Origin of the sequence: Bacillus mycoides, from assembly GCF_000832605.1 — a bacterium.
Lineage (GTDB): Bacteria > Bacillota > Bacilli > Bacillales > Bacillaceae_G > Bacillus_A > Bacillus_A mycoides.
Window position 1 is genome coordinate 4,803,925 of the sequence record NZ_CP009692.1, and the last position, 18,002, is coordinate 4,821,926.

Consider the following 18,002-nt stretch of genomic DNA (forward strand, 5'->3'; position numbering starts at 1 on the left):
ACCCAATTGTTTTTATTATATCATAGGAGAATTTGAAAACTGTTAGCCACTGCAATTTCAAACGATTTCATATAGATATTAAAGTAGAGGATTACTCCACTTTAATATAGTTTATTTGAATCTTTACTAAAATTTTTAAAAATGTACTGTACAATTTAAAACTGTTTAAAATTGATCCCCATGCTACAACTTAAAATTTCCTTCCATTAAAACCTACTAAAAAAGCTGATGCATCTACATCCATATTCATCGGGGCATTCCAAGTTAAATCTACCAGTAATTCTTTCATCTCTGGATGATTCTTTATAACATCTATCTTTTGTCCCCTTACTAATGTATGTATCATCATAATTCCCTCGTCCTACACCTTTAATGTTTTATCATTCAGTTCAATTATACTCCTCTTTAGATTTCCCTTTCTATCTTGAACTATAAAACCATGATATTTGATTATTATCATAAAAGGAAAAATATATATAAAAACTTATTGAACTAAATACTCTCTATTTAAAATTCTAAATAAATATACTAAGAATGATATCAATATTTCATGAGTTGAGGTTGCTAAAATTACTTATCAACTTTAGCTCCACCAACCATCCCCCCATACCACCCACTACTCTCCTCCAAAAACCTCCTACTCTCCCCACTCCCCTTATAAAAACTCTCCCAACCCCGCTCCCTCAAAATCCCCTTCCAACTATCACTCTCCACCATTCTTTTAATAACACCATCCCAATAAGCAACCTCTTCCTCTGTCATATCTTTCGGGCCCATAATCCCTTTCCAGTGCTGGAATATGACGTTGATTCCTTGTTCTTTCCACGTTGGGATTTCTGGTAGTCGGTCTAGACGTTTTTCTGAGGATACGGCTAGTATTTTTATTTTGCCGACTTTGTATTGTTTTTCGGCTTCGGATAGGGTCATGGTTGCGGCGTTTATTTGTTTGTTCGTTAGGGCGTTTATGATTTTTTCTTTGTTTTCGTAGACGAAGAATTGTAGTTCGGCAGGGTTTATGCCGAATGATTTGCTTACTTGTACGAAGGATAGGTGATCGTCGTTTCCTAGGCCGGGGGCAACGCCGATTTTGAAGTTTTTCTTGCCTTGTTTTAGTTGTTCCATGAGTTCGTTTGCGTTTTCTATGTTTGATTCTTTTGATACGACAACGACTTCCCAATCTGATGCAAGTAGCGCGAGCGGGGTGAAGTCTTTATATGTTAGTTTACTGTGGCCTAGTAGGTTGTTCGTTATGAGTAAGCTTGAGTTAATCGCCAGTACGTGACCGCCTTTTTGTTTCGTATATTTCCATCCGACGTCACCGCTGCCACCTACTTTGTTTGTGACAGTGATTGGTTTTGTGAAGATTTTTTCTTCTGTCAGCGTTTTTTGCATCGCCCGTGCTGTTAAGTCCCACCCTGCTCCCTGAACATTCGGTGCAACGATTTCTACTTCTTCTATGTTCACTTTATTTGTGTGCGTTTTTTCTACAGAACAACCAGCTATTACTCCTGTCATGATCCATATACATAGTAATAATCGTTTTTTCATAGTCCTCGTCCTATTCGATATTTTCGTTCTGGTCGTCCGATAATGCCGTATGTGTATTCTACTGTGCATTCATTTGTCGCTACTAAGTATTCTAAGTATCTTCTTGCGGTTGTTCTGGAGGCCCCCATTTGTTCTCCCATTTCTTCTATTGTAATTCCCTCTTCGAATCCTTTTATAATCCCTTTCACCTTTTGAAGTGTTAGTGGATCAACACCTGTCGGTAAGTTTTTTATTTCTTGTGTTTGCGAAGTGCCGAAAAAGTTATCGATTAGTGCTTGATTCACTTCATTGTTACTATGTAATAATTGTTTCTTTCTTTTATAGTCTTCAATGGTTCGAACAAATTTTTCTAACGTGACCGGTTTGATAATGTAGTTGCTTACACCGTTTCGAATTGCCTTTTCTAACATATGGTTTTCATTCGCCGCTGTAACCATAATGACGTCAACGTTTGGAAAGTCAGCATGGATTTTCGGCAATAAGTCTGTACCAATTCCATCTGGTAAATAATTATCTAATAGAAGTAAATCGATTTCTTCCTTTTGTAGTAGTTCCATCGTTTCTTTTGCGTTCAATGCTTTTCCGATCACTTTTACGTCCTTTATTTTTGATAAAAACTCCTCTTGAATTTGCGCGACGCGGAAATCATCTTCTGCAATTGCAACCTTCAACATATGCCCATCCCCCTGTTTGTCATGTACTTTCTTTCAATGCTTTCGGAAGGTAAATTGTAAAAATAGCTCCCCCATTTTTCTCGTTTTGAATCTCAATTGTTCCCCCTAGTACATCTACCATTTCTTTCACGTTTGCTAGCCCGTAACCACGATCATTCCCTTTCGTTGAAAATCCTTTTTGAAAAATGTTCGTGATTTTTTCTGCCAGTATCCCTGCTCCACTATCTATCACTTCAAACACAATGTCGTGTCCAATATCCGTAACAAAAAATGAAACATTCTTCTCCCCTCTTTCGCTCACCGCGTCAAATGCATTGTCGATTATGTTTCCAAGGATCGTAATAAGATGCGAAACTTTTATATGGTCTGGTAACGGATGAAGCGCACTATCTCCTTCAATATGAAAATCAATTTTCTTCTCAGACGCCGTTCCGAGTTTCCCTAATAAAATAGCTTGTACTTTCGCATCATGAATTTGATGGAATAAAATATGGTTTTGGCTTTGATGAATATTAGATTCTTGTTGGATAAATTCAATTGCTTCTTTGTAGTGCCCTAACTGAAGTAATCCTGATAAGACGAACAGCTTATTTGTAAATTCATGTGTTTGAGCGCGTAAGTCCTCGGAATACTTTCTTACTTCAGATATTGTGTTCACAAGGTTTTGCAGTTCTGTTTTATCTCTAAAACTACATACAACGCCTACCGTACTGTTATTTTCGAGTATCGGCGTCATGTTTAAAATAAACACTTTATCTTGAAACGCGATTTCTTGATCATTTTCTAGCACTCTCTCCATATTAAATTCCGATAAAACTTTTGAAATGTGCTGTTGCATATAGTCATCACTTACATGCAACATTTCTTCTGCCGACGTATTCATCATTGTAATAAAACCATTTTGATCAATGGCGATAATCCCTTCTTTTATAGATAGTAGTATCGCACTTCGTTCCCGGTATAGCGCTGCAATTTCATTCGGTTCTAAACCGAGTGTATCTTTACGAATGCTACGTGCTAGAAGAATGCCGCCAACAATTCCAACTAGTAACACCGCTAAAGAAAAGAGTATAATTTCTTTCGTTCTGCTCAGTATGTTAGATTCAATACCCTTTATTAAAAACTCTACTGTCACAACGCCTACTACTTGATCGTAGTCTCCGTTATGAACAATAATGGGTGCCTTCGCCATTAAAGCCGGACCACTTTCACCATTTCCTTCGAGTGTATAATAGCCACCAAAAGTGAGTGCTTCATAGTTATATGGATTGTTACTTTTTGTTCCAATCAACTCAGAATTAGAATGGGAATACATAACCCCATAGCGATCTTCTATAATTACATAATCTGCACCAGCTTGCTCGCGAACTTGTTCCGCAATGGATTGAATAGTACTTTTATGCTCGTTGTATTGAAAAGCATCTTTTATAGCTGGCATAAAAGACAAAGATTTAGCCGTTTGCAGTGCTAGCTGCTCTACTTGGCGCTTCGTATCAACGGACTGAATGTAAACAAATATTCCCGCTAACAGAAGAACGACAAATAAAATTAACGTAATTATTAAGCTTACTATTTTCGTTTGTAATGACACTTTACGTGATTTCTTCATACTCCATATCCTTTGATAAAATATTCAAAACTATCAATCTCCTTTTTCTATTATTATGACAAAACTAATAATGAAGCAACTATTAAAACTCTCCATGTACATAAAGTACAAAAAGAATAAAATTGTCATAATATTGAGATTTTAATTAAAGAACAGTACAATTCAACTACATTGAACACGCTTTCATATATACCTTTTATTTATAAGCAAGAGGAGGAATTATTATGGCTCAAGTAAAATCAAGCCGAGTCGCCGGCAATATCTTCAAAGGTTCCGTCGGCAATTTAATTGAATGGTACGACTGGTACGTTTACTCTGCTTTTGCTGTTTATTTTTCAGCAGAGTTCTTTCCTAAAGGCGATCCAACGAGCCAATTACTGAACACAGCCGCTATTTTCGCAGTTGGATTTTTAATGCGCCCTATCGGAAGTTTATTAATGGGACGTTATGCAGATCGACACGGTCGCCGGGCAGCATTAACGCTTTCCATTACAGTTATGGCCGGTGGTTCTTTAATTATCGCCTGTACACCTAGTTACGAAAGCATCGGTATTATGGCGCCAATTATTTTAGTTCTCGCTCGTTTACTTCAAGGATTATCACTCGGCGGAGAGTATGGAACTTCCGCAACATATTTATCTGAAATGGCTAGCAGTGGTCGCCGTGGTTTTTATTCAAGTTTTCAATATGTAACGCTCGTTGCTGGACAGATGGTTGCGTTAGGTGTTCAAATTGTTCTTCAGCAATTACTAAGCGAACCAGATATGAAAGCTTGGGGATGGCGTATTCCATTCATTATTGGAGCAATGGGAGCAGTAGCTGTATTATGGCTTCGACGTACAATGGATGAATCAGAGCAATTCTCCAAAATGGAATCTAAAAACCGTGAAAGCGCAGGAACCGTTCGTGCTCTTATGAAACACCCGAAAGCAGTATTAACAGTAGTCGGCCTAACACTAGGAGGCACTGTCGCATTCTATACGTACACAACATATTTACAAAAGTTCATGGTAAACACAGTCGGTCTTCCAAAAGAAGTTGTAAGCTGGATTAACTTTGCCGCACTACTTATATTCGTTGTACTTCAACCAATTGCAGGGCTATTATCCGATAAAATTGGACGCCGCCCACTATTAATGGCTTTCGGTATTCTCGGAACGTTACTAACAGCACCAATCTTCTTCTTTATGGAAAAAACAACAGAACCAATCGTAGCATTTTTACTCATGATGGTCGGTCTCATTATCGTTACTGGCTACACTTCCATTAACGCAATTGTAAAAGCAGAACTATTCCCAACTGAAATTCGTGCACTCGGCGTAGGTTTACCATATGCACTAACCGTTGCGATATTCGGTGGAACAGCCGAGTTCATCGCATTATGGCTAAAGAGTATTGGAATGGAATCACTATTCTACTTCTATGTAGCTGGGTGTATCGCGATAAGCTTTATTACGTATTGGCGTATGGATGAGTCATCGAAGACTTCGCAGATTGAGGCGGAGCTTAATGGTGGAGATAAACTAGCTAATAATAAATCTAGTTAAAATTAAGTATTCTATGTTCTTCGTTTACCTGAACTCGATTTGCTTTATCTAAAAAAGCATAATTCATTCATATATAATTTAAAAACCTCTACTTATATGTAGAGGTTTTTGTATGACGAAAAAACACGTAGTTCTATTGTTATTTTACAAACCCCAAATTCTTCCTCATCTTAAAGTGGAACAAATTTATCCCTTAGAGTGTCTAATAAGTGTATTTCTAATATTAGTTGTCCAGATTGGATACAACATATCCCGTTTGACATCTATTTTTATGTATTACAAAAAAAAAGAAAGGACTTATTATTCCCAAAAGTAAAAAATGTGTATTGTAATACTACGGTTAAGTATTACAAATTTAATACTTTCACAGGTGAACCATTACAAGTGAAAACAAAAAAGAAACAGCCCAAACCGTGACTTATCAATCATATAAAGTGAAACTTTAATCAGCGGGGGTCTTACTGCCCGTTAATGCGGGATAAACGTTTTGGATGTCCTTTAACCTGTGAAATTTTAGCTGCAGTAGTATTGTTACCCTATGCCATCTTTAATTGCATTGGTATTTAGAATACCTAGACAAAATCCATATATTCTTGAAAGAGGTTGAAAATTTATGTTCGTTTTAAACAAGTTCTTTAACATTTTACATTACAAAAAGATTGTGCCTGTAGTATTACTTTCATGTGTATCACTTATAGGCTGTTCCAATAGTAACACTCAATCTGAACCACCTAAACAAACGAATCAAGCTAATCAAATTAAACAAGAAAATACAGGTAATCAATCTTTCGCTAAACTTGAAAAAGAATATGATGCTAAGCTTGGTATTTATGCACTGGACACAGGTACGAATCAAACTGTTGCTTATCATTCAGATGATCGTTTTGCATTTGCATCTACATCTAAATCATTAGCTGTGGGCGCTCTTTTACGCAAGAACTCATTAGAAGCTCTTGATCAAAGGATTACGTATACTCATGAAGATCTTTCTAATTATAATCCAATTACTGAAAAGCATGTTGATACAGGAATGACGTTAAAAGAACTTGCAGATGCTTCTGTTCGATATAGTGACAGCACAGCACATAATTTGATTCTTAAACAGTTAGGGGGACCCTCTGAATTTGAAAAAATCTTGAGAGAAATGGGAGATACTGTTACTACTTCAGAACGATTTGAACCTGAATTAAATGAAGTGCATCCAGGAGAAACACATGATACCAGTACACCAGAAGCGATAGCTAAGACACTTCAATCATTTACATTAGGAACTGCACTTCCAATAGAAAAACGTGAACTATTAGTAGATTGGATGAAGAGAAATACAACTGGAGATAAATTGATTCGTGCGGGCGTACCAAAAGGATGGGAAGTAGCTGATAAAACAGGCGCGGGATCTTACGGAACAAGAAATGATATCGCAATTATTTGGCCACCAAATAAAAAGCCGATTGTTCTTGCTATACTTTCTAATCATGATAAAGAGGATGCTAAATACGATGATAAACTTATTGCAGACGCAACCAAAGTCGTGTTAAATACCTTAAAAGCTACGGAATAAAGGATAATAGGTTAAAAGTTTTCTATTTTAGGCAGGTGTTTTCATTAACTAAAAATTTAATAGTGTCCCAAAAACGAAATGTGGTGCTAACTTGTAATAAAAAGCTCATTTTTACGTTCTGGGGTGGTTCTATTTTCTTAAGGTGATGGCGATTTGGTGCTACCCCTAAAACATCTGGACTGTAATAGCCAATAAAAAAATGCAAACAAAACGTCCCTTAATCAGTCGTTTTGTTTGCATTTCCTTTTTCTAAAACTACAGAAAAGATAAGTACTATAGTTAACACCATAATAAACCTTACTTCACTTCCGTCACTTACAAAAAATGAATACAAAGTATAAATTAAAATTAATATTCCATAAATAACTTTGTGCAATGAACTCCCCCCTTTTTGCCGTATATATTTTAGTCTAAAAATTTAATTCAAGCCCTATATCAAAATGAAAATAAAAAGCACCTGTGATATACACAAAGTGCTTTTCTCTTGTCAATTTATCTATTTTCACTATATTTATCTATTTTCTTTTTATAACTCAAATTTCTTCGAATCGTACTTTTCTAGAGTTTGCTGTAATTCATTTTGTTCATATGGAATATGTTTATCTGTCTGTACATCTTCAACATTTTCTCCACCTGTTAATAATCTCCTGTACTTAAAAGAGTGCCCTGTTAATACTGTTGTAATCATTTTGTATTGCCCTCCTTTTGTTTGATTACTTGTATCATAAAACAAGTATCTGAAGTTGATATGTAGTCTATCTAGAGTGTATGTAAATTTAAAAAATCTCTAATAAAATGTTTATGTTGTAACGTTACCACCAAAACTAGTGCTTCAAACACCATGATTTGAAGAGATAGTCCCTCATGTTCTAGCCTCAATTCCTCCTACAGTTCTATATTCAGTAAAACTAGTTAATCCCTATAATATAAAAAGAGCACCACTTTTTGGATGCTCTTCGTTATAACTATATATTATTTAATTTCCTTCTTTTGTTGGTACCATTTTTCCTTCTTGAGAGTCTGTGCCCTCTGTTCTTTCAACAGTTTTTGCATGCTCTGGTTTTTCAGGGGCTCCCATTTCAAATCCAGGTTGAGAATCTGTACCTTCTTTTGTCGGTACCATTTTTCCTTCTTGAGAGTCTGTACCCTCTGTTCTTTCAACAGTTTTTGCATGCTCTGGTTTTTCAGGGGCTCCCATTTCAAATCCAGGTTGAGAATCTGTACCTTCTTTTGTTGGTACCATTTTTCCTTCTTGAGAACCTGTACCTTCTGTTCTTTCAACAGTTTTTGCGTCTCCTTTAGGAGTTGCTGGCACTGCATCTTTAGGTAAATCAAAGTTTTGTGAGAAAGACGTTGTTCCATCTGCACTTTGTGTAATTACTTGATTTGAACTATCTTCATTTGACTTTAAATTGTCCATTTTCGCATCATCTGCACCTACTGCACCTCCCGCTACCAATCCTGTACTTAAAAGTGCTCCTGCTAATAATGTTTTAATCATTTTTCATTACCTCCTGTTTATTTGTAATATTCATCAAAAAAGTATCTAGAGTTAATGTTTTAGTCATTATCTTTATCTACTTGCTTTTTGATTACATTTAGCATAAGACAAGAATCTATAGTTGATATGGACTGTATCTGGAGATTATGTAAAGAAAAATGGATGAACAATTGTATATCCTAATGGATACTTAGACAAGATTGAAACTTTATATGAGCTTGAACAATTGAGTTCCCCTTTGTTTTTAGGTGTGAGGTTTTTAGCTGGAGTGGAGTGAGGGACTAACCTTTTCTAATATGAAAGCAAACTTTTTATTATTAGTTTACTTTCATATTTTCAACTCTTTTATTTTTCTATAATAAAAATAAAAGAGTAATCGCAAAGACTACTCTTGTTTCTTTTTCTTCTCTTCTTTTTGAATTTCAGATACTGATTTTTCAGGATTTTTTATAAGTTTTCCTAATTTCCCAGAACGCGTAAATTTGTCTTCAAAGTTTTCAGTTGTACTTATACTAGCTATAAAATCTAATTCTTTATTATTATTTATATAACCTTTTATACGAGGAACTCCCATTGGACTTATCTTATTTTCTGTAAATGTAATAGATTTTACATCTTTAATATTATAGTGAATATACTTTTCTACTCGTTCTTTTTGTTCATTCCAAAATTTTCCTTCTTTTTCTTTTTGTTTTAAGTATTCAATAGTAAAATATCCTCCTGCTATGAGCATCACAGCAGATACAACTAAAATCATTACTTTCTTCATTGGAAATTCTCCTTATAAAAAACACTTACCAATGCATTTTTCTTAGAATGGGATACAAAAAAAGAGTAGTTCAAAGACTACTCTTGTCTTTTTTCTTTCTCTTCTTTTTCAATTTTGGATACAGACTTTGCTGGTTTTTTTATTAGTTTTCCAAGTTCTCCAGAACGTGTGAAATCATCTTCGAAATTTTCTGTAGTACTTATACTAGCTATAAAATCTAATTCTTTATTATGATTTATATGGCCTTCTAAATAAGGAACGCCCATTGGACTTACATCTTTTTTTGTAAACGTAATAGATTTTACATCTTCAATATTATAACGAATATACTTTTCTATTCGTGCCTCTTGTGCTTTCCAAAACTTTTCTTCTTGTTCTTTTTTCTTTAAGTATTCCATAGTGAAATATCCTCCTGCTATAATACAAATAATGGATAAAACAATTACTAATTTCTTGTTCATTTAAAATCCCCTCGTATTTAAATATAGTTAAAATATACCATGGAGTGAGTTGAGATATATGAATAAATTAAAAAAAAATTCAATTGCGACAGATGAAGACTATTTCAAACTATCAGATAAAGTTTATAATCCCAAAGTTTTAAAAAAAGAAAAAGAAATAGAAGGTAGTGACGGGAAAGTATGGAAAGTCATAGAAACATTTAATGCAGATGACACAAAAGTGAAAAATGGATTACAAGCAATCGCTGTAGTACCTGCAGATAAGTATGATCCAGATAAACTAAAGTATGACGATGTAATCATTGCATTCCGTGGTACTGAATTTGATAGATTCGATGGAGATAAAACCACAGATGTAGTTCAAATTACACTTGGACAAAAAAGGAACCTTGGTGTAGCAGGCGGAAAGGTAGCGACATCATTTGATAGTGCATTAGAATTTGCAGAAAAAATTAAGAAAACATATAACCCTACTTCTATTCACACTACCGGACATAGTAAGGGAGCTGCGGAGGCTCAATATGTAGCAGCAGAAATGGATTGTTATGCAACAACATATGCTGCACCAAATATTTATAGATTACTAAGTGATAAAGCAAAAAAACGAGTAGATGAAGGCGTAATGGAAAATAAAGTAGTAGATTATACACATAAAAAAGATGCTGTAGGAAATTTCGATCAATTTGGAGCACCTATGATTGGTAAACAATTTACAACGAAAAGTAATGGAACAGATAGTATCCTCGCAGCGGTATTTATGGGACAACATCCAATGTCAACTTTTCTAGAAATGTTCCACAATAATGGTAGTGTTCGACTAGAATTAGAACCAGATGATATCATTCGTCATGCAAAAGAGATACAAAAAATAAGTGATATATTATCTGATATTGTTAGAAATATAGAAAGATTTCAACAACACGAAGAGGAGGAAGTTGCGAAATTAAAGAGTCAATTGAAGCATGAGACAGGCCCTGGAGGAAAATATCATCTGTTAGAAGAACATGAAGTAGATGAGGCAATTAGAGAGGTTGCGAAAATATCCCAAAATGGAAAAGATTATTTTCATGATGTACAACTAGCAGAAGAACTAATTCATCTTTTACGGAAAAAACAAAAAGAATTGATTCATTTTGGAGATGATATTGCTTATGCAGCCAATTCGTTACGAGATAAAGATAATCAATTAGGGACAAATTTTGAAGGGCTGGCGGTGAGATAATATGATGGATTTTATAGGGGAAATTCAAAAAATAGAGAAAGAAATAGAGAAAGCTGCAGTAGGTGCAGTTGGAACTATTATGGATGAGTTGCAAGCTGTTAAAAAGCAATTAGAAAAAGAAATGCAACAATCATTTTTAAAAACTGATGTAGCATTCAAAACAAATAGCATAGTAACAAGTCAAAAACATGCCATTCAAAAAAATAAAGAAGCCTTTCATGATGTATGCAAAAGTTTATCTGAACAAGGAATTGAATTAAACAAAAGTTTTGAAAGTAAAACAGGTAATGCAATAAAAGAAACATTACATAAACATCTCGATCAAATTCGAAATGAAATGATTTCTAAACAATATGATTTAATTAATAGTTGTGGAAAGAAATAAAAAAATAAAGAATTGCTATTATTATTTTAATCTATATGCATACAAAAAAGTCCTCTTATATAGGACTTTTTTGTTATTTCGAAAGTAAACTTTTCAATATTAGTTTGCATTCATTACCGCTAAATCATTGACTCCTCACTAAATAACCTGAAAGCCTTAGTTCACGAAACAAAAATATACATTCAAAACACTGTGAATAAAAGAGTCTAAAATCCATGAACAAAAAACCAAATCTCATTGATGTCCACCCCCTCAGAAATAAAGAACAGATTGAAGATATGAAATGGGTTCTCAAACTTCATTATTCTGAACGAGACTATATTCTCTCTCTTATTGGGATCCATACAGGATTCAGTGTCAGCGATTTACTCCAAATTCAAACAGAACCATAGTAAAGTTAAAACGGAAAAAGAGAAAAGAATTCAAAATCAAAGAGGGGGAAACGAAGAAAGAACGCATGATTAATCTTACTTCTATTTTTGATGAAGTCTATTCGTATACCAAACTCTAGAAAATACCTGGTTATTCCCATCCCGAAAAAGAGATCCATCCATTAGTAAGATCCAGGCTTATCGGCAATTACAAAAAGCCGGAGATTTTGCCGATATAGAATCCATCTGGACTCACACCTGCGGAAAACCTTCGGCTATTGGTTTTATAAACAAACATAAGAAACGTTCAATTAAAAGTTCGTTTTTTTCATGTAAAAAAACATTAGTAATTGGAATAGAACCATTATATTTTTTCAAAAAATCTATAAAATCAGTTGGTAATTTTATCTCACAATATTCCTCAAATGATTCAATTAATTCATCATTTGGTGATTGAAGTTTACTACCATTTTTAATCTTCATTTTGAATTTCATTCCAATATTCAGGAAAAAAACGAAGATTTCGCTTGTTTTGGAAGACTCCTACTTTTAACTTCTGCAACATATACTCCTACAGAATTTGGTTTCCTAATAATGTGAACTATCTCTCCACCCATCATCATATCTAAATACCTTTAGATTCTTTTGCAATGACTATTGCTGATAATTATCTAGGAAAAAAGACTTTAAAACCTGAGATAATGGGAGAAATATGAAATAATAGATAGAGCTGACTTCTATAAGAAGTCAGCTCTATCTATTATTTCAATTCTTTATTTTTTCCTTTTTTAAATTCTTTTTGTTTATCTAGCCAAATATGAATTAAATCTACTAATTCAATCGTTTCTATCTCACAAAAATCTCCCTTACCATCTTCAGCCAAATTGTCTAGGACAGTAGTTGTATCTTTCCGAATTTCTAAACCGCAAATGTTTCCATTTACTACTACGTAATTTTCTTTCCCATTTAAAACACTATGTATTTCTTCTAAAATCCAATCTCCAAACGCAGAAACTTCAACGCCTAAAAAAGTCTCAATAAGTTTAATTTCTTGAGGAAGCCTCATAACTAGTTTTCCATTGGTAAGTACTTCAAAGCTATATGGATATTTCATTACTATTGTACTCCTTTATACTAAAGATAAAATTTATTCCGATGGGAAAGCAGAGATAATTTTCCCATTCCCATCTATATACATGCTAATCCTTATACCCTCTGAACCTATTACAGAATATGTGTTACCAAATTCATACGTTCTATTATTATATGCTTCATTTATATTATCTACAATCTTTAGGAAAAAATGTGGAAAATCCTCTATTTCCAGTTTTAGGGGTTCCATTTACTTCTACCCTAGCTTTATAGATGCCTTGATCATTTAATATCTCTTCTGTTCCGCTAATTATTTTTCCAGGTGTATTCTCCAATACTTCAGTATGATAACCCATTGCGTCACCACGCCAATTTATTTCACCCTCTAGGATATGTTTGAGTGTATTTGGTCTAAATTTTTCTGTATGTTGTAAATTAGATATAATTTCCCTATTAGAAAGTGAAGATGTATGATTTTCATCAACAAAATTACTCCCACCGGAATCACTTTCACCCCTAGCAAACTGATAGGTCGACAGCTTTTCTTCAGCTTTTTTAAAATCAGGCGTATCAGATCTAAATCGCAAACTATTTCCACCAGCAAAAGCAAAGCGATCTCCCAATTGTAAATTACTTGTAATATGTGAAATAGCTTGCGGAATCTTATTTTTTGCTAGTTTGGTCACTTTACCCGCTTGACCTAATTTACTTGCTTTACTTAATCCTTTATCACCAATAAGTCCTACTCCAACTTGTGTTAAAGCATAACTTCCCCATTTAGCACGACTTTCAGCATCTCCATTTATTACATCATTAATAAATGAATCCGATAATGCATTATACATGGTACTAAGGGTATCAATAGGGTGCAAAGCAGCGTTCCCCATGTTTTCCCACGTTTCCCAATCTCCTAAAGCTTTTATTCCGTCTATTGTATCGCTAACTGCTTGTCCCGTCCCATCTACAATACCGTCCCAAATTTTTTCACCAGTAGATTTTTCAGGTAGCTTACCACACATTTCACCTTTAATTTCTTTTAAAATATATATCAACCTATTAAAAAGCAAATAAAAGAAGACTAAAAAGCAAATAGTAGTCTTCTTTTTCTAATTAAAATATTAAAAACCAAAAAACTAGCTTTTTTGTGACCAATTAGCACAAAATCTCGTTCTGGGGGTACAATAAAATTTTAGCTTGATGGCAATGTGGCGGTAACCCTTTTATAATGATTTTGGGTAAGTTATAAATAGTCTCTACCTATTAATATTGTATAATTCAATAAATTTGTTAAGACTGTCTTCTAATCTCTTAATTGTGTTTGGATACTTTTTCGAATAACCCTCACACATTTTTTTTAAATAATGATAAAGTGTTCGATAATCAATTATTACCTCATCACCACTGTATAATGCAAATTCTACTCCTTCAAATGAATCTCCATTGGCAATATCATACTCATCCAAATCTCCTGGAAAAGTACATGCGCCATATTCCTCTCCAAATCCTACTCCTTCACAAACTGAATTGATTACCTTTAAAAATCTTTCATCATCTACCATATTAAACACTGCTTGTATAGGGAAATGAGTTAAATCTAGTAAATCCTCATCTTTTAATCTAAATTCTCTTTGCATACATATCTCTCCTCGTATATCTTTAATTTATTCTGGAAAAAAAGAAGAGATTTCTCCATCTTTATGGTATCCTCTCCAAGTTATCTCTTTACTGTCAACACCTGTCCATTCTCTTGAAAGAACTCCATCACTAGTTTTTAATTTAGCGTCATTAGCTGCTTCAATTCCACGGTTAATAAATTCCTTATCACTTATAATTTTAGGATCATAAATGGTTTTTGTGAATACTTTATTTCCATACTCTCCTGTAGGAGTGCCATCCATATTTAACTTAGGCATATTGTATTCTACTGTTTTTACACCTGGAATTTTTGAAGGTGATTCACTGACTATTTTTATATCGTTTTTAAAGAACTCTTCACTGTTGTGTGCTCCACCAATACCTCTCCTTCTTGGAACAGAGGGGTCTATGTTTTTAATATGATTTTCTAATTTAGGAGTCGCTTTAAAGGTATTATCGACTTCTTTTTTAACTCCACCACTAGATCCATTAGAAGAAGACTGGAATTTTTGAAGAGTATCCTTACTATTTTGAATTGCATTACGCCCAACAAATACACCATGTCCAACAAGACTAACTCCAGCCGTTGTAGCAGCTGCATCAAATGTAATAGCAATTGGTGATGCTAATCCACCAGTTCCTACTGTTGCGACTAGAGTTAAAAAATTAGAGCCGCCTATGACGGTAAGACCTTCTAGAATTTCTATAATGGATGCCGCTCCTGCTATAACATTTCCCGTGAACCTTCCCGCTTGATAAGTTAACTTGCTTTCTAATTCATCATTATCAGGTGATTCTAGTCCAATAACGCTTTCGAAAGCCGCGCTGCCAGCGCCTTGAAAAAATTCTTTCATAAATTCCCAAGTACTGATAGCTGTTTTTTCATACCATGGTCTATTTGCTTCTTGTTCTCGTAAAGCAATTGCTTTTTCAATTTGTGCTTTACGAGCTTTACTTTCTGTAATTGCTTGAATTGAAGTTGTCCATTCCATATTCAACCCTTGTGTACTAAATGTACCACTTGCAGGACTAAAACCTTTTCCACTTTGTACCTCTGCTAAACCTTGTGCGATACTAGCAGCTAGTTGAAGTGCTGTATCATAATTACTACTAGAAGTATAATTAAATTCATATAGATGTTCTAATTTTTCTTGCAGTTTTTTCCTCATGACAGTAAAAAGATTTGCCATAGCTTCCATACCTGGGATTGGCATAGCTTGACTGATGGCTTCCATACTTGCTTTCATTCGGTCAATTTCTCGAATTTGTTCTAATATTTCTTGTTCAATTACATCTGTGGAAGCGACTTGTGATTGAAATTGACTTGGAAAAGCATCGTTCTGACGAATTAACTCTTCACACAGATAAATAATTCCTTGCGCTAAAGGACGAAAGGTTTGTACAAAAAATGATTTTGCACTGCTATATGTTTGCCCTTGTAACACAGTATCAGTTGCAAAAGCGTCAATCGACTGAATGGCTTGTTCCATGCCTTGAATGGTAGCGGTACATACAGCATTCATGCTTTGAGTTTGGCTTTGTACTTCTCCCAAATACATATTTAAACTCATGTATTGACCTCCCTTGCTAATTGTTGTTGTTGATAGGAAAGGTCGTTTTCTAAATCACTAAGGTCTCGTCTTTCTTTAAGCAGCGTTTCTTTTTTGTTTTCCAATTCAAATGTGACTTTTCTTTCAATATGTTTTGCATCTTGATATGTATTCATAAAAAACTGAGACATTTCTCTATCATCATGCCAAGTTCCTAAAATTCGATCAAACAAACGATGGCTTCGACCTCTCCATTCATAAAAATCTGCTTCCGCTTGCTCCTGAATGTGAATCGCGGATTGATTTCGGTCTTGTTCTTCAAATACACTTCTTAACTTTTGATTTACTTGATTGATTTGTTTTTCAATATCTTGACTCATCATATTCCTCCTACCATTTTACCTTTATGTAGGTTGTCACATTAGCGAAAAGTATTGTGAAGTTCGTTATCCATTCTCTCAAACTCTTGGGCTACTGAATGAATATTATCGACCGCTTGTTGAAAGGCAGTAGAAAATTGTTTCGTAAAATCTAACATTTGTTGATTCGCTTCTTGTGCTTTGGAATTAACAGATAGTGTTGTACGCGTCGCCTTTGTTATAGAACGAGTTGTTGCACTTTGGATCATATTCGAAGCTGTTCTCATCTGCGTAGCAATTTGTTGTGCCGTTTGAAAATTACTTTGAAATTGTCCCATCACTCAAATCCTTTCTCTAATTTTCAGAACATGCCAAAGAAATCCCAATAGATATATGAAATTTCTCTATCAATATCACTCTTTTTAAACGTGTGTCCAGCTAAGCTGGGCACGCAATCAAATGAGCCATACAATATAAGCTGTATGGCTCATTTGAAATGCTTGTTATATAGAGTAAAACAATTTTTATTTCAAACCGAAATTACGTGATAATTCTTCATCATGAGAAGCAACAGCCTCTGCAGTTTTATTCAGCTGCATATTAATTTCTTGTAATAGCTGTGCGAAGTTTTGTACTTTCGGCTTTAATTCATTGAACTGTTGATCAAAACCTTCGAAAGCACGACCTTCCCATTCTCCTCTTAATTCATTTTGTAAGTTTTGTAATTGACGTAAAATATCCTCAATTTGATTTGCACCTTGTCCATATCGAGTCGCTTTTGATTTAAGCTCCTCTGGTGACATACGAATTTGTCCAGCCATTTTCATTTCCCCTTTAATACATAATGAGCAAAATATATATTGGTTAATTTTACTAAACATATTATAATATATTATTCTGAACTTTTAAATGTTTTATCTTTCTATTGAATATTCTACTTTTTCTTGCTTTACAAGATTTTATGCAAAAAAGGCCACCAAAAGGCAGTCCCTCAAAACGAAATTTTGTGTTAACTTGTAACAAAAAAAAAGAGGAGTCATCTCCTCTTAATAAATAAACACTATTTAATTTGTTCCTTATACTCATGGTTAACAAGTACATACCATTTTCCTGTATCAAATTTTTCTTTATTAATCACGTAAACTTTATTTTGTCTCTTTACCTCCCCTGGTTTTAATTCCTTAGTAATAGTAGAGGTCTCACCTTTTTCAACCTCATAACTACTAGTTGCCCACACATCACTTTGGTAAGCATTATCATTTTCATCCACTAAATCCACTGATGGTAAAACAGCTAATTTCATCGATTCGTTTGTGATGTTTTTCCCTTCTACTTCTACAACAATAAAGACATGTCCATTTTCAGGTTCTTGGATTCCTATACTTTCTTTACCAACCTTATCTCTTTCTACAACTCTTTTTACAGTTACATCAAATTTAGGTGTATGAAAATCCTTGTTTACAGCATACTCTTTTTCTTTTACCTTTGATTTCTCTTTTGTTTGTTCTGTATTTTTCTGCTTTGCATTCTCTTTCGGTTTCGCCTCATCAGTTGTTTGCACTTTCTTTTCTTCTTGTTTAGAATTGGTTTCTTTAGATTCTGAAGAAGTTTTGTCGGATGTATTGCCGCAACCAGATAAATTGAATACTAAAGCGCCCCCTAAAATACATGTAGTAAATTTTTTCAACATCTCTTTTTATCCCCCAATAACACGATAT

At 34.2% G+C, this 18,002-nt stretch carries 19 protein-coding genes and 4 pseudogenes; 5 read left to right on the top strand and 18 right to left on the bottom strand.

Going from position 1 to position 18,002, the window contains the following annotated elements; translation table 11 throughout:
• Nucleotides 1–199 precede the first annotated feature (199 nt).
• From BG05_RS30345 to BG05_RS26470, 4 genes and pseudogenes are all read right to left on the bottom strand, one after another.
• Nucleotides 200–346 (bottom strand): annotated as a pseudogene (locus BG05_RS30345) (TerD family protein); the annotation flags it as partial.
• 224 nt (nt 347–570) lie between these two features.
• Entirely contained in the window at nt 571–1,548 is a 978-nt protein-coding gene (locus BG05_RS26460; RefSeq protein WP_033733830.1) for a tripartite tricarboxylate transporter substrate binding protein, read from the bottom strand.
• A complete protein-coding gene (locus tag BG05_RS26465; protein WP_003187680.1) occupies nt 1,545–2,222 on the bottom strand; it encodes a response regulator in 678 nt (225 codons plus the stop codon). The genes BG05_RS26460 and BG05_RS26465 overlap by 4 nt, the downstream gene beginning before the upstream one ends.
• Before the next feature lie 19 nt (nt 2,223–2,241).
• The gene (locus BG05_RS26470) at nt 2,242–3,831 is read right to left on the bottom strand and encodes an ATP-binding protein (protein ID WP_003187682.1); all 1,590 of its coding nucleotides are present in this window, start codon (nt 3,829–3,831) and stop codon (nt 2,242–2,244) included.
• A gap of 224 nt (nt 3,832–4,055) precedes the next feature.
• On the opposite strand from BG05_RS26470, the gene BG05_RS26475 reads away from it, so the two are divergent.
• Both BG05_RS26475 and blaIII read left to right on the top strand, forming a co-directional pair.
• Complete coding sequence (locus BG05_RS26475; RefSeq protein ID WP_003187684.1) at nt 4,056–5,378, top strand: MFS transporter; 1,323 nt, start codon at nt 4,056–4,058, stop codon at nt 5,376–5,378.
• Nucleotides 5,379–5,991: 613 nt separating this feature from the next.
• Nucleotides 5,992–6,939: a class A beta-lactamase BlaIII gene (gene blaIII, locus BG05_RS26480; protein WP_002016516.1), complete on the top strand. Its 948-nt coding sequence runs from the start codon at nt 5,992–5,994 to the stop codon at nt 6,937–6,939.
• A 217-nt stretch (nt 6,940–7,156) separates the two neighbouring features.
• Here the strand turns inward: blaIII and BG05_RS31235 are convergent, their stop codons facing one another.
• The 5 genes from BG05_RS31235 to BG05_RS26495 all read right to left on the bottom strand — a co-directional run bounded on the left by BG05_RS31235 (nt 7,157) and on the right by BG05_RS26495 (nt 9,670).
• Nucleotides 7,157–7,315 carry a hypothetical protein gene (locus BG05_RS31235; RefSeq protein ID WP_002087303.1) on the bottom strand — a complete coding sequence of 53 codons (159 nt, stop codon included), beginning with the start codon at nt 7,313–7,315 and terminating at the stop codon, nt 7,157–7,159.
• A 150-nt stretch (nt 7,316–7,465) separates the two neighbouring features.
• Nucleotides 7,466–7,627 (bottom strand): hypothetical protein, encoded by a 162-nt coding sequence (locus BG05_RS31240; RefSeq protein WP_002150223.1) that lies wholly within the window; start codon nt 7,625–7,627, stop codon nt 7,466–7,468.
• A 288-nt stretch (nt 7,628–7,915) separates the two neighbouring features.
• Nucleotides 7,916–8,440 (bottom strand): hypothetical protein, encoded by a 525-nt coding sequence (locus BG05_RS26485; RefSeq protein ID WP_016126628.1) that lies wholly within the window; start codon nt 8,438–8,440, stop codon nt 7,916–7,918.
• Between the two features lie 385 nt (nt 8,441–8,825).
• Nucleotides 8,826–9,209, bottom strand: a complete 384-nt coding sequence (locus BG05_RS26490; RefSeq protein WP_003193266.1) for a DUF1433 domain-containing protein — start codon at nt 9,207–9,209, stop codon at nt 8,826–8,828.
• A gap of 77 nt (nt 9,210–9,286) precedes the next feature.
• Nucleotides 9,287–9,670 carry a DUF1433 domain-containing protein gene (locus BG05_RS26495; protein WP_001035740.1) on the bottom strand — a complete coding sequence of 128 codons (384 nt, stop codon included), beginning with the start codon at nt 9,668–9,670 and terminating at the stop codon, nt 9,287–9,289.
• Between the two features lie 58 nt (nt 9,671–9,728).
• Here BG05_RS26495 and BG05_RS26500 point away from each other — a divergent pair, with 58 nt between their 5' ends.
• From BG05_RS26500 to BG05_RS31780, 3 genes and pseudogenes are all read left to right on the top strand, one after another.
• Nucleotides 9,729–10,892, top strand: coding sequence for an alpha/beta hydrolase family protein (locus BG05_RS26500; RefSeq protein ID WP_003193264.1), 1,164 nt, complete (start codon nt 9,729–9,731; stop codon nt 10,890–10,892).
• A 1-nt stretch (nt 10,893) separates the two neighbouring features.
• Nucleotides 10,894–11,277 carry a hypothetical protein gene (locus BG05_RS26505; protein ID WP_000968624.1) on the top strand — a complete coding sequence of 128 codons (384 nt, stop codon included), beginning with the start codon at nt 10,894–10,896 and terminating at the stop codon, nt 11,275–11,277.
• A 215-nt stretch (nt 11,278–11,492) separates the two neighbouring features.
• Nucleotides 11,493–11,945 (top strand): annotated as a pseudogene (locus BG05_RS31780) (tyrosine-type recombinase/integrase); the annotation flags it as partial.
• A gap of 51 nt (nt 11,946–11,996) precedes the next feature.
• Here BG05_RS31780 and BG05_RS31785 read toward each other — a convergent pair.
• The 9 genes and pseudogenes from BG05_RS31785 to BG05_RS26555 form a co-directional block, all read right to left on the bottom strand.
• Nucleotides 11,997–12,143, bottom strand: a pseudogene (locus BG05_RS31785) (SMI1/KNR4 family protein); the annotation flags it as partial.
• A gap of 265 nt (nt 12,144–12,408) precedes the next feature.
• Complete coding sequence (locus BG05_RS26520; protein WP_000877044.1) at nt 12,409–12,762, bottom strand: type II toxin-antitoxin system toxin; 354 nt, start codon at nt 12,760–12,762, stop codon at nt 12,409–12,411.
• Nucleotides 12,763–12,795: 33 nt separating this feature from the next.
• Nucleotides 12,796–13,768, bottom strand: a pseudogene (locus BG05_RS26525) (EndoU domain-containing protein); the annotation flags it as partial.
• 225 nt (nt 13,769–13,993) lie between these two features.
• Nucleotides 13,994–14,374 (bottom strand): ribonuclease toxin immunity protein CdiI, encoded by a 381-nt coding sequence (cdiI, locus tag BG05_RS26530; protein WP_002114737.1) that lies wholly within the window; start codon nt 14,372–14,374, stop codon nt 13,994–13,996.
• A 27-nt stretch (nt 14,375–14,401) separates the two neighbouring features.
• Nucleotides 14,402–15,946 (bottom strand): T7SS effector LXG polymorphic toxin, encoded by a 1,545-nt coding sequence (locus tag BG05_RS26535; protein WP_033734479.1) that lies wholly within the window; start codon nt 15,944–15,946, stop codon nt 14,402–14,404.
• Nucleotides 15,943–16,305: a DUF3958 family protein gene (locus BG05_RS26540; protein WP_033734476.1), complete on the bottom strand. Its 363-nt coding sequence runs from the start codon at nt 16,303–16,305 to the stop codon at nt 15,943–15,945. The genes BG05_RS26535 and BG05_RS26540 overlap by 4 nt, the downstream gene beginning before the upstream one ends.
• Nucleotides 16,306–16,346: 41 nt before the next feature.
• On the bottom strand, nt 16,347–16,622 hold the full coding sequence (locus BG05_RS26545; RefSeq protein ID WP_003193249.1) for a TIGR04197 family type VII secretion effector: 276 nt from the start codon (nt 16,620–16,622) through the stop codon (nt 16,347–16,349).
• Between the two features lie 186 nt (nt 16,623–16,808).
• Nucleotides 16,809–17,105 carry a WXG100 family type VII secretion target gene (locus BG05_RS26550; protein ID WP_000918596.1) on the bottom strand — a complete coding sequence of 99 codons (297 nt, stop codon included), beginning with the start codon at nt 17,103–17,105 and terminating at the stop codon, nt 16,809–16,811.
• A 239-nt stretch (nt 17,106–17,344) separates the two neighbouring features.
• A complete protein-coding gene (locus tag BG05_RS26555) occupies nt 17,345–17,974 on the bottom strand; it encodes a DUF4352 domain-containing protein (protein WP_002188507.1) in 630 nt (209 codons plus the stop codon).
• Nucleotides 17,975–18,002: the final 28 nt, after the last annotated feature.

Excerpts from the sequence above, each read along its gene's own strand:
- BG05_RS26460 (WP_033733830.1), bottom strand. The coding sequence starts at position 1,548 with ATGAAAAAACGATTATTACTATGTATATGGATCATGACAGGAGTAATA.
- BG05_RS26465 (WP_003187680.1), bottom strand. The coding sequence starts at position 2,222 with ATGTTGAAGGTTGCAATTGCAGAAGATGATTTCCGCGTCGCGCAAATT.
- BG05_RS26470 (WP_003187682.1), bottom strand. The coding sequence starts at position 3,831 with ATGAAGAAATCACGTAAAGTGTCATTACAAACGAAAATAGTAAGCTTA.
- BG05_RS26475 (WP_003187684.1), top strand. The coding sequence starts at position 4,056 with ATGGCTCAAGTAAAATCAAGCCGAGTCGCCGGCAATATCTTCAAAGGT.
- blaIII (WP_002016516.1), top strand. The coding sequence starts at position 5,992 with ATGTTCGTTTTAAACAAGTTCTTTAACATTTTACATTACAAAAAGATT.
- BG05_RS31240 (WP_002150223.1), bottom strand. The coding sequence starts at position 7,627 with ATGATTACAACAGTATTAACAGGGCACTCTTTTAAGTACAGGAGATTA.
- BG05_RS26485 (WP_016126628.1), bottom strand. The coding sequence starts at position 8,440 with ATGATTAAAACATTATTAGCAGGAGCACTTTTAAGTACAGGATTGGTA.
- BG05_RS26490 (WP_003193266.1), bottom strand. The coding sequence starts at position 9,209 with ATGAAGAAAGTAATGATTTTAGTTGTATCTGCTGTGATGCTCATAGCA.
- BG05_RS26495 (WP_001035740.1), bottom strand. The coding sequence starts at position 9,670 with ATGAACAAGAAATTAGTAATTGTTTTATCCATTATTTGTATTATAGCA.
- BG05_RS26500 (WP_003193264.1), top strand. The coding sequence starts at position 9,729 with ATGAATAAATTAAAAAAAAATTCAATTGCGACAGATGAAGACTATTTC.
- BG05_RS26505 (WP_000968624.1), top strand. The coding sequence starts at position 10,894 with ATGATGGATTTTATAGGGGAAATTCAAAAAATAGAGAAAGAAATAGAG.
- BG05_RS26520 (WP_000877044.1), bottom strand. The coding sequence starts at position 12,762 with ATGAAATATCCATATAGCTTTGAAGTACTTACCAATGGAAAACTAGTT.
- cdiI (WP_002114737.1), bottom strand. The coding sequence starts at position 14,374 with ATGCAAAGAGAATTTAGATTAAAAGATGAGGATTTACTAGATTTAACT.
- BG05_RS26535 (WP_033734479.1), bottom strand. The coding sequence starts at position 15,946 with ATGAGTTTAAATATGTATTTGGGAGAAGTACAAAGCCAAACTCAAAGC.
- BG05_RS26540 (WP_033734476.1), bottom strand. The coding sequence starts at position 16,305 with ATGAGTCAAGATATTGAAAAACAAATCAATCAAGTAAATCAAAAGTTA.
- BG05_RS26545 (WP_003193249.1), bottom strand. The coding sequence starts at position 16,622 with ATGGGACAATTTCAAAGTAATTTTCAAACGGCACAACAAATTGCTACG.
- BG05_RS26550 (WP_000918596.1), bottom strand. The coding sequence starts at position 17,105 with ATGGCTGGACAAATTCGTATGTCACCAGAGGAGCTTAAATCAAAAGCG.
- BG05_RS26555 (WP_002188507.1), bottom strand. The coding sequence starts at position 17,974 with ATGTTGAAAAAATTTACTACATGTATTTTAGGGGGCGCTTTAGTATTC.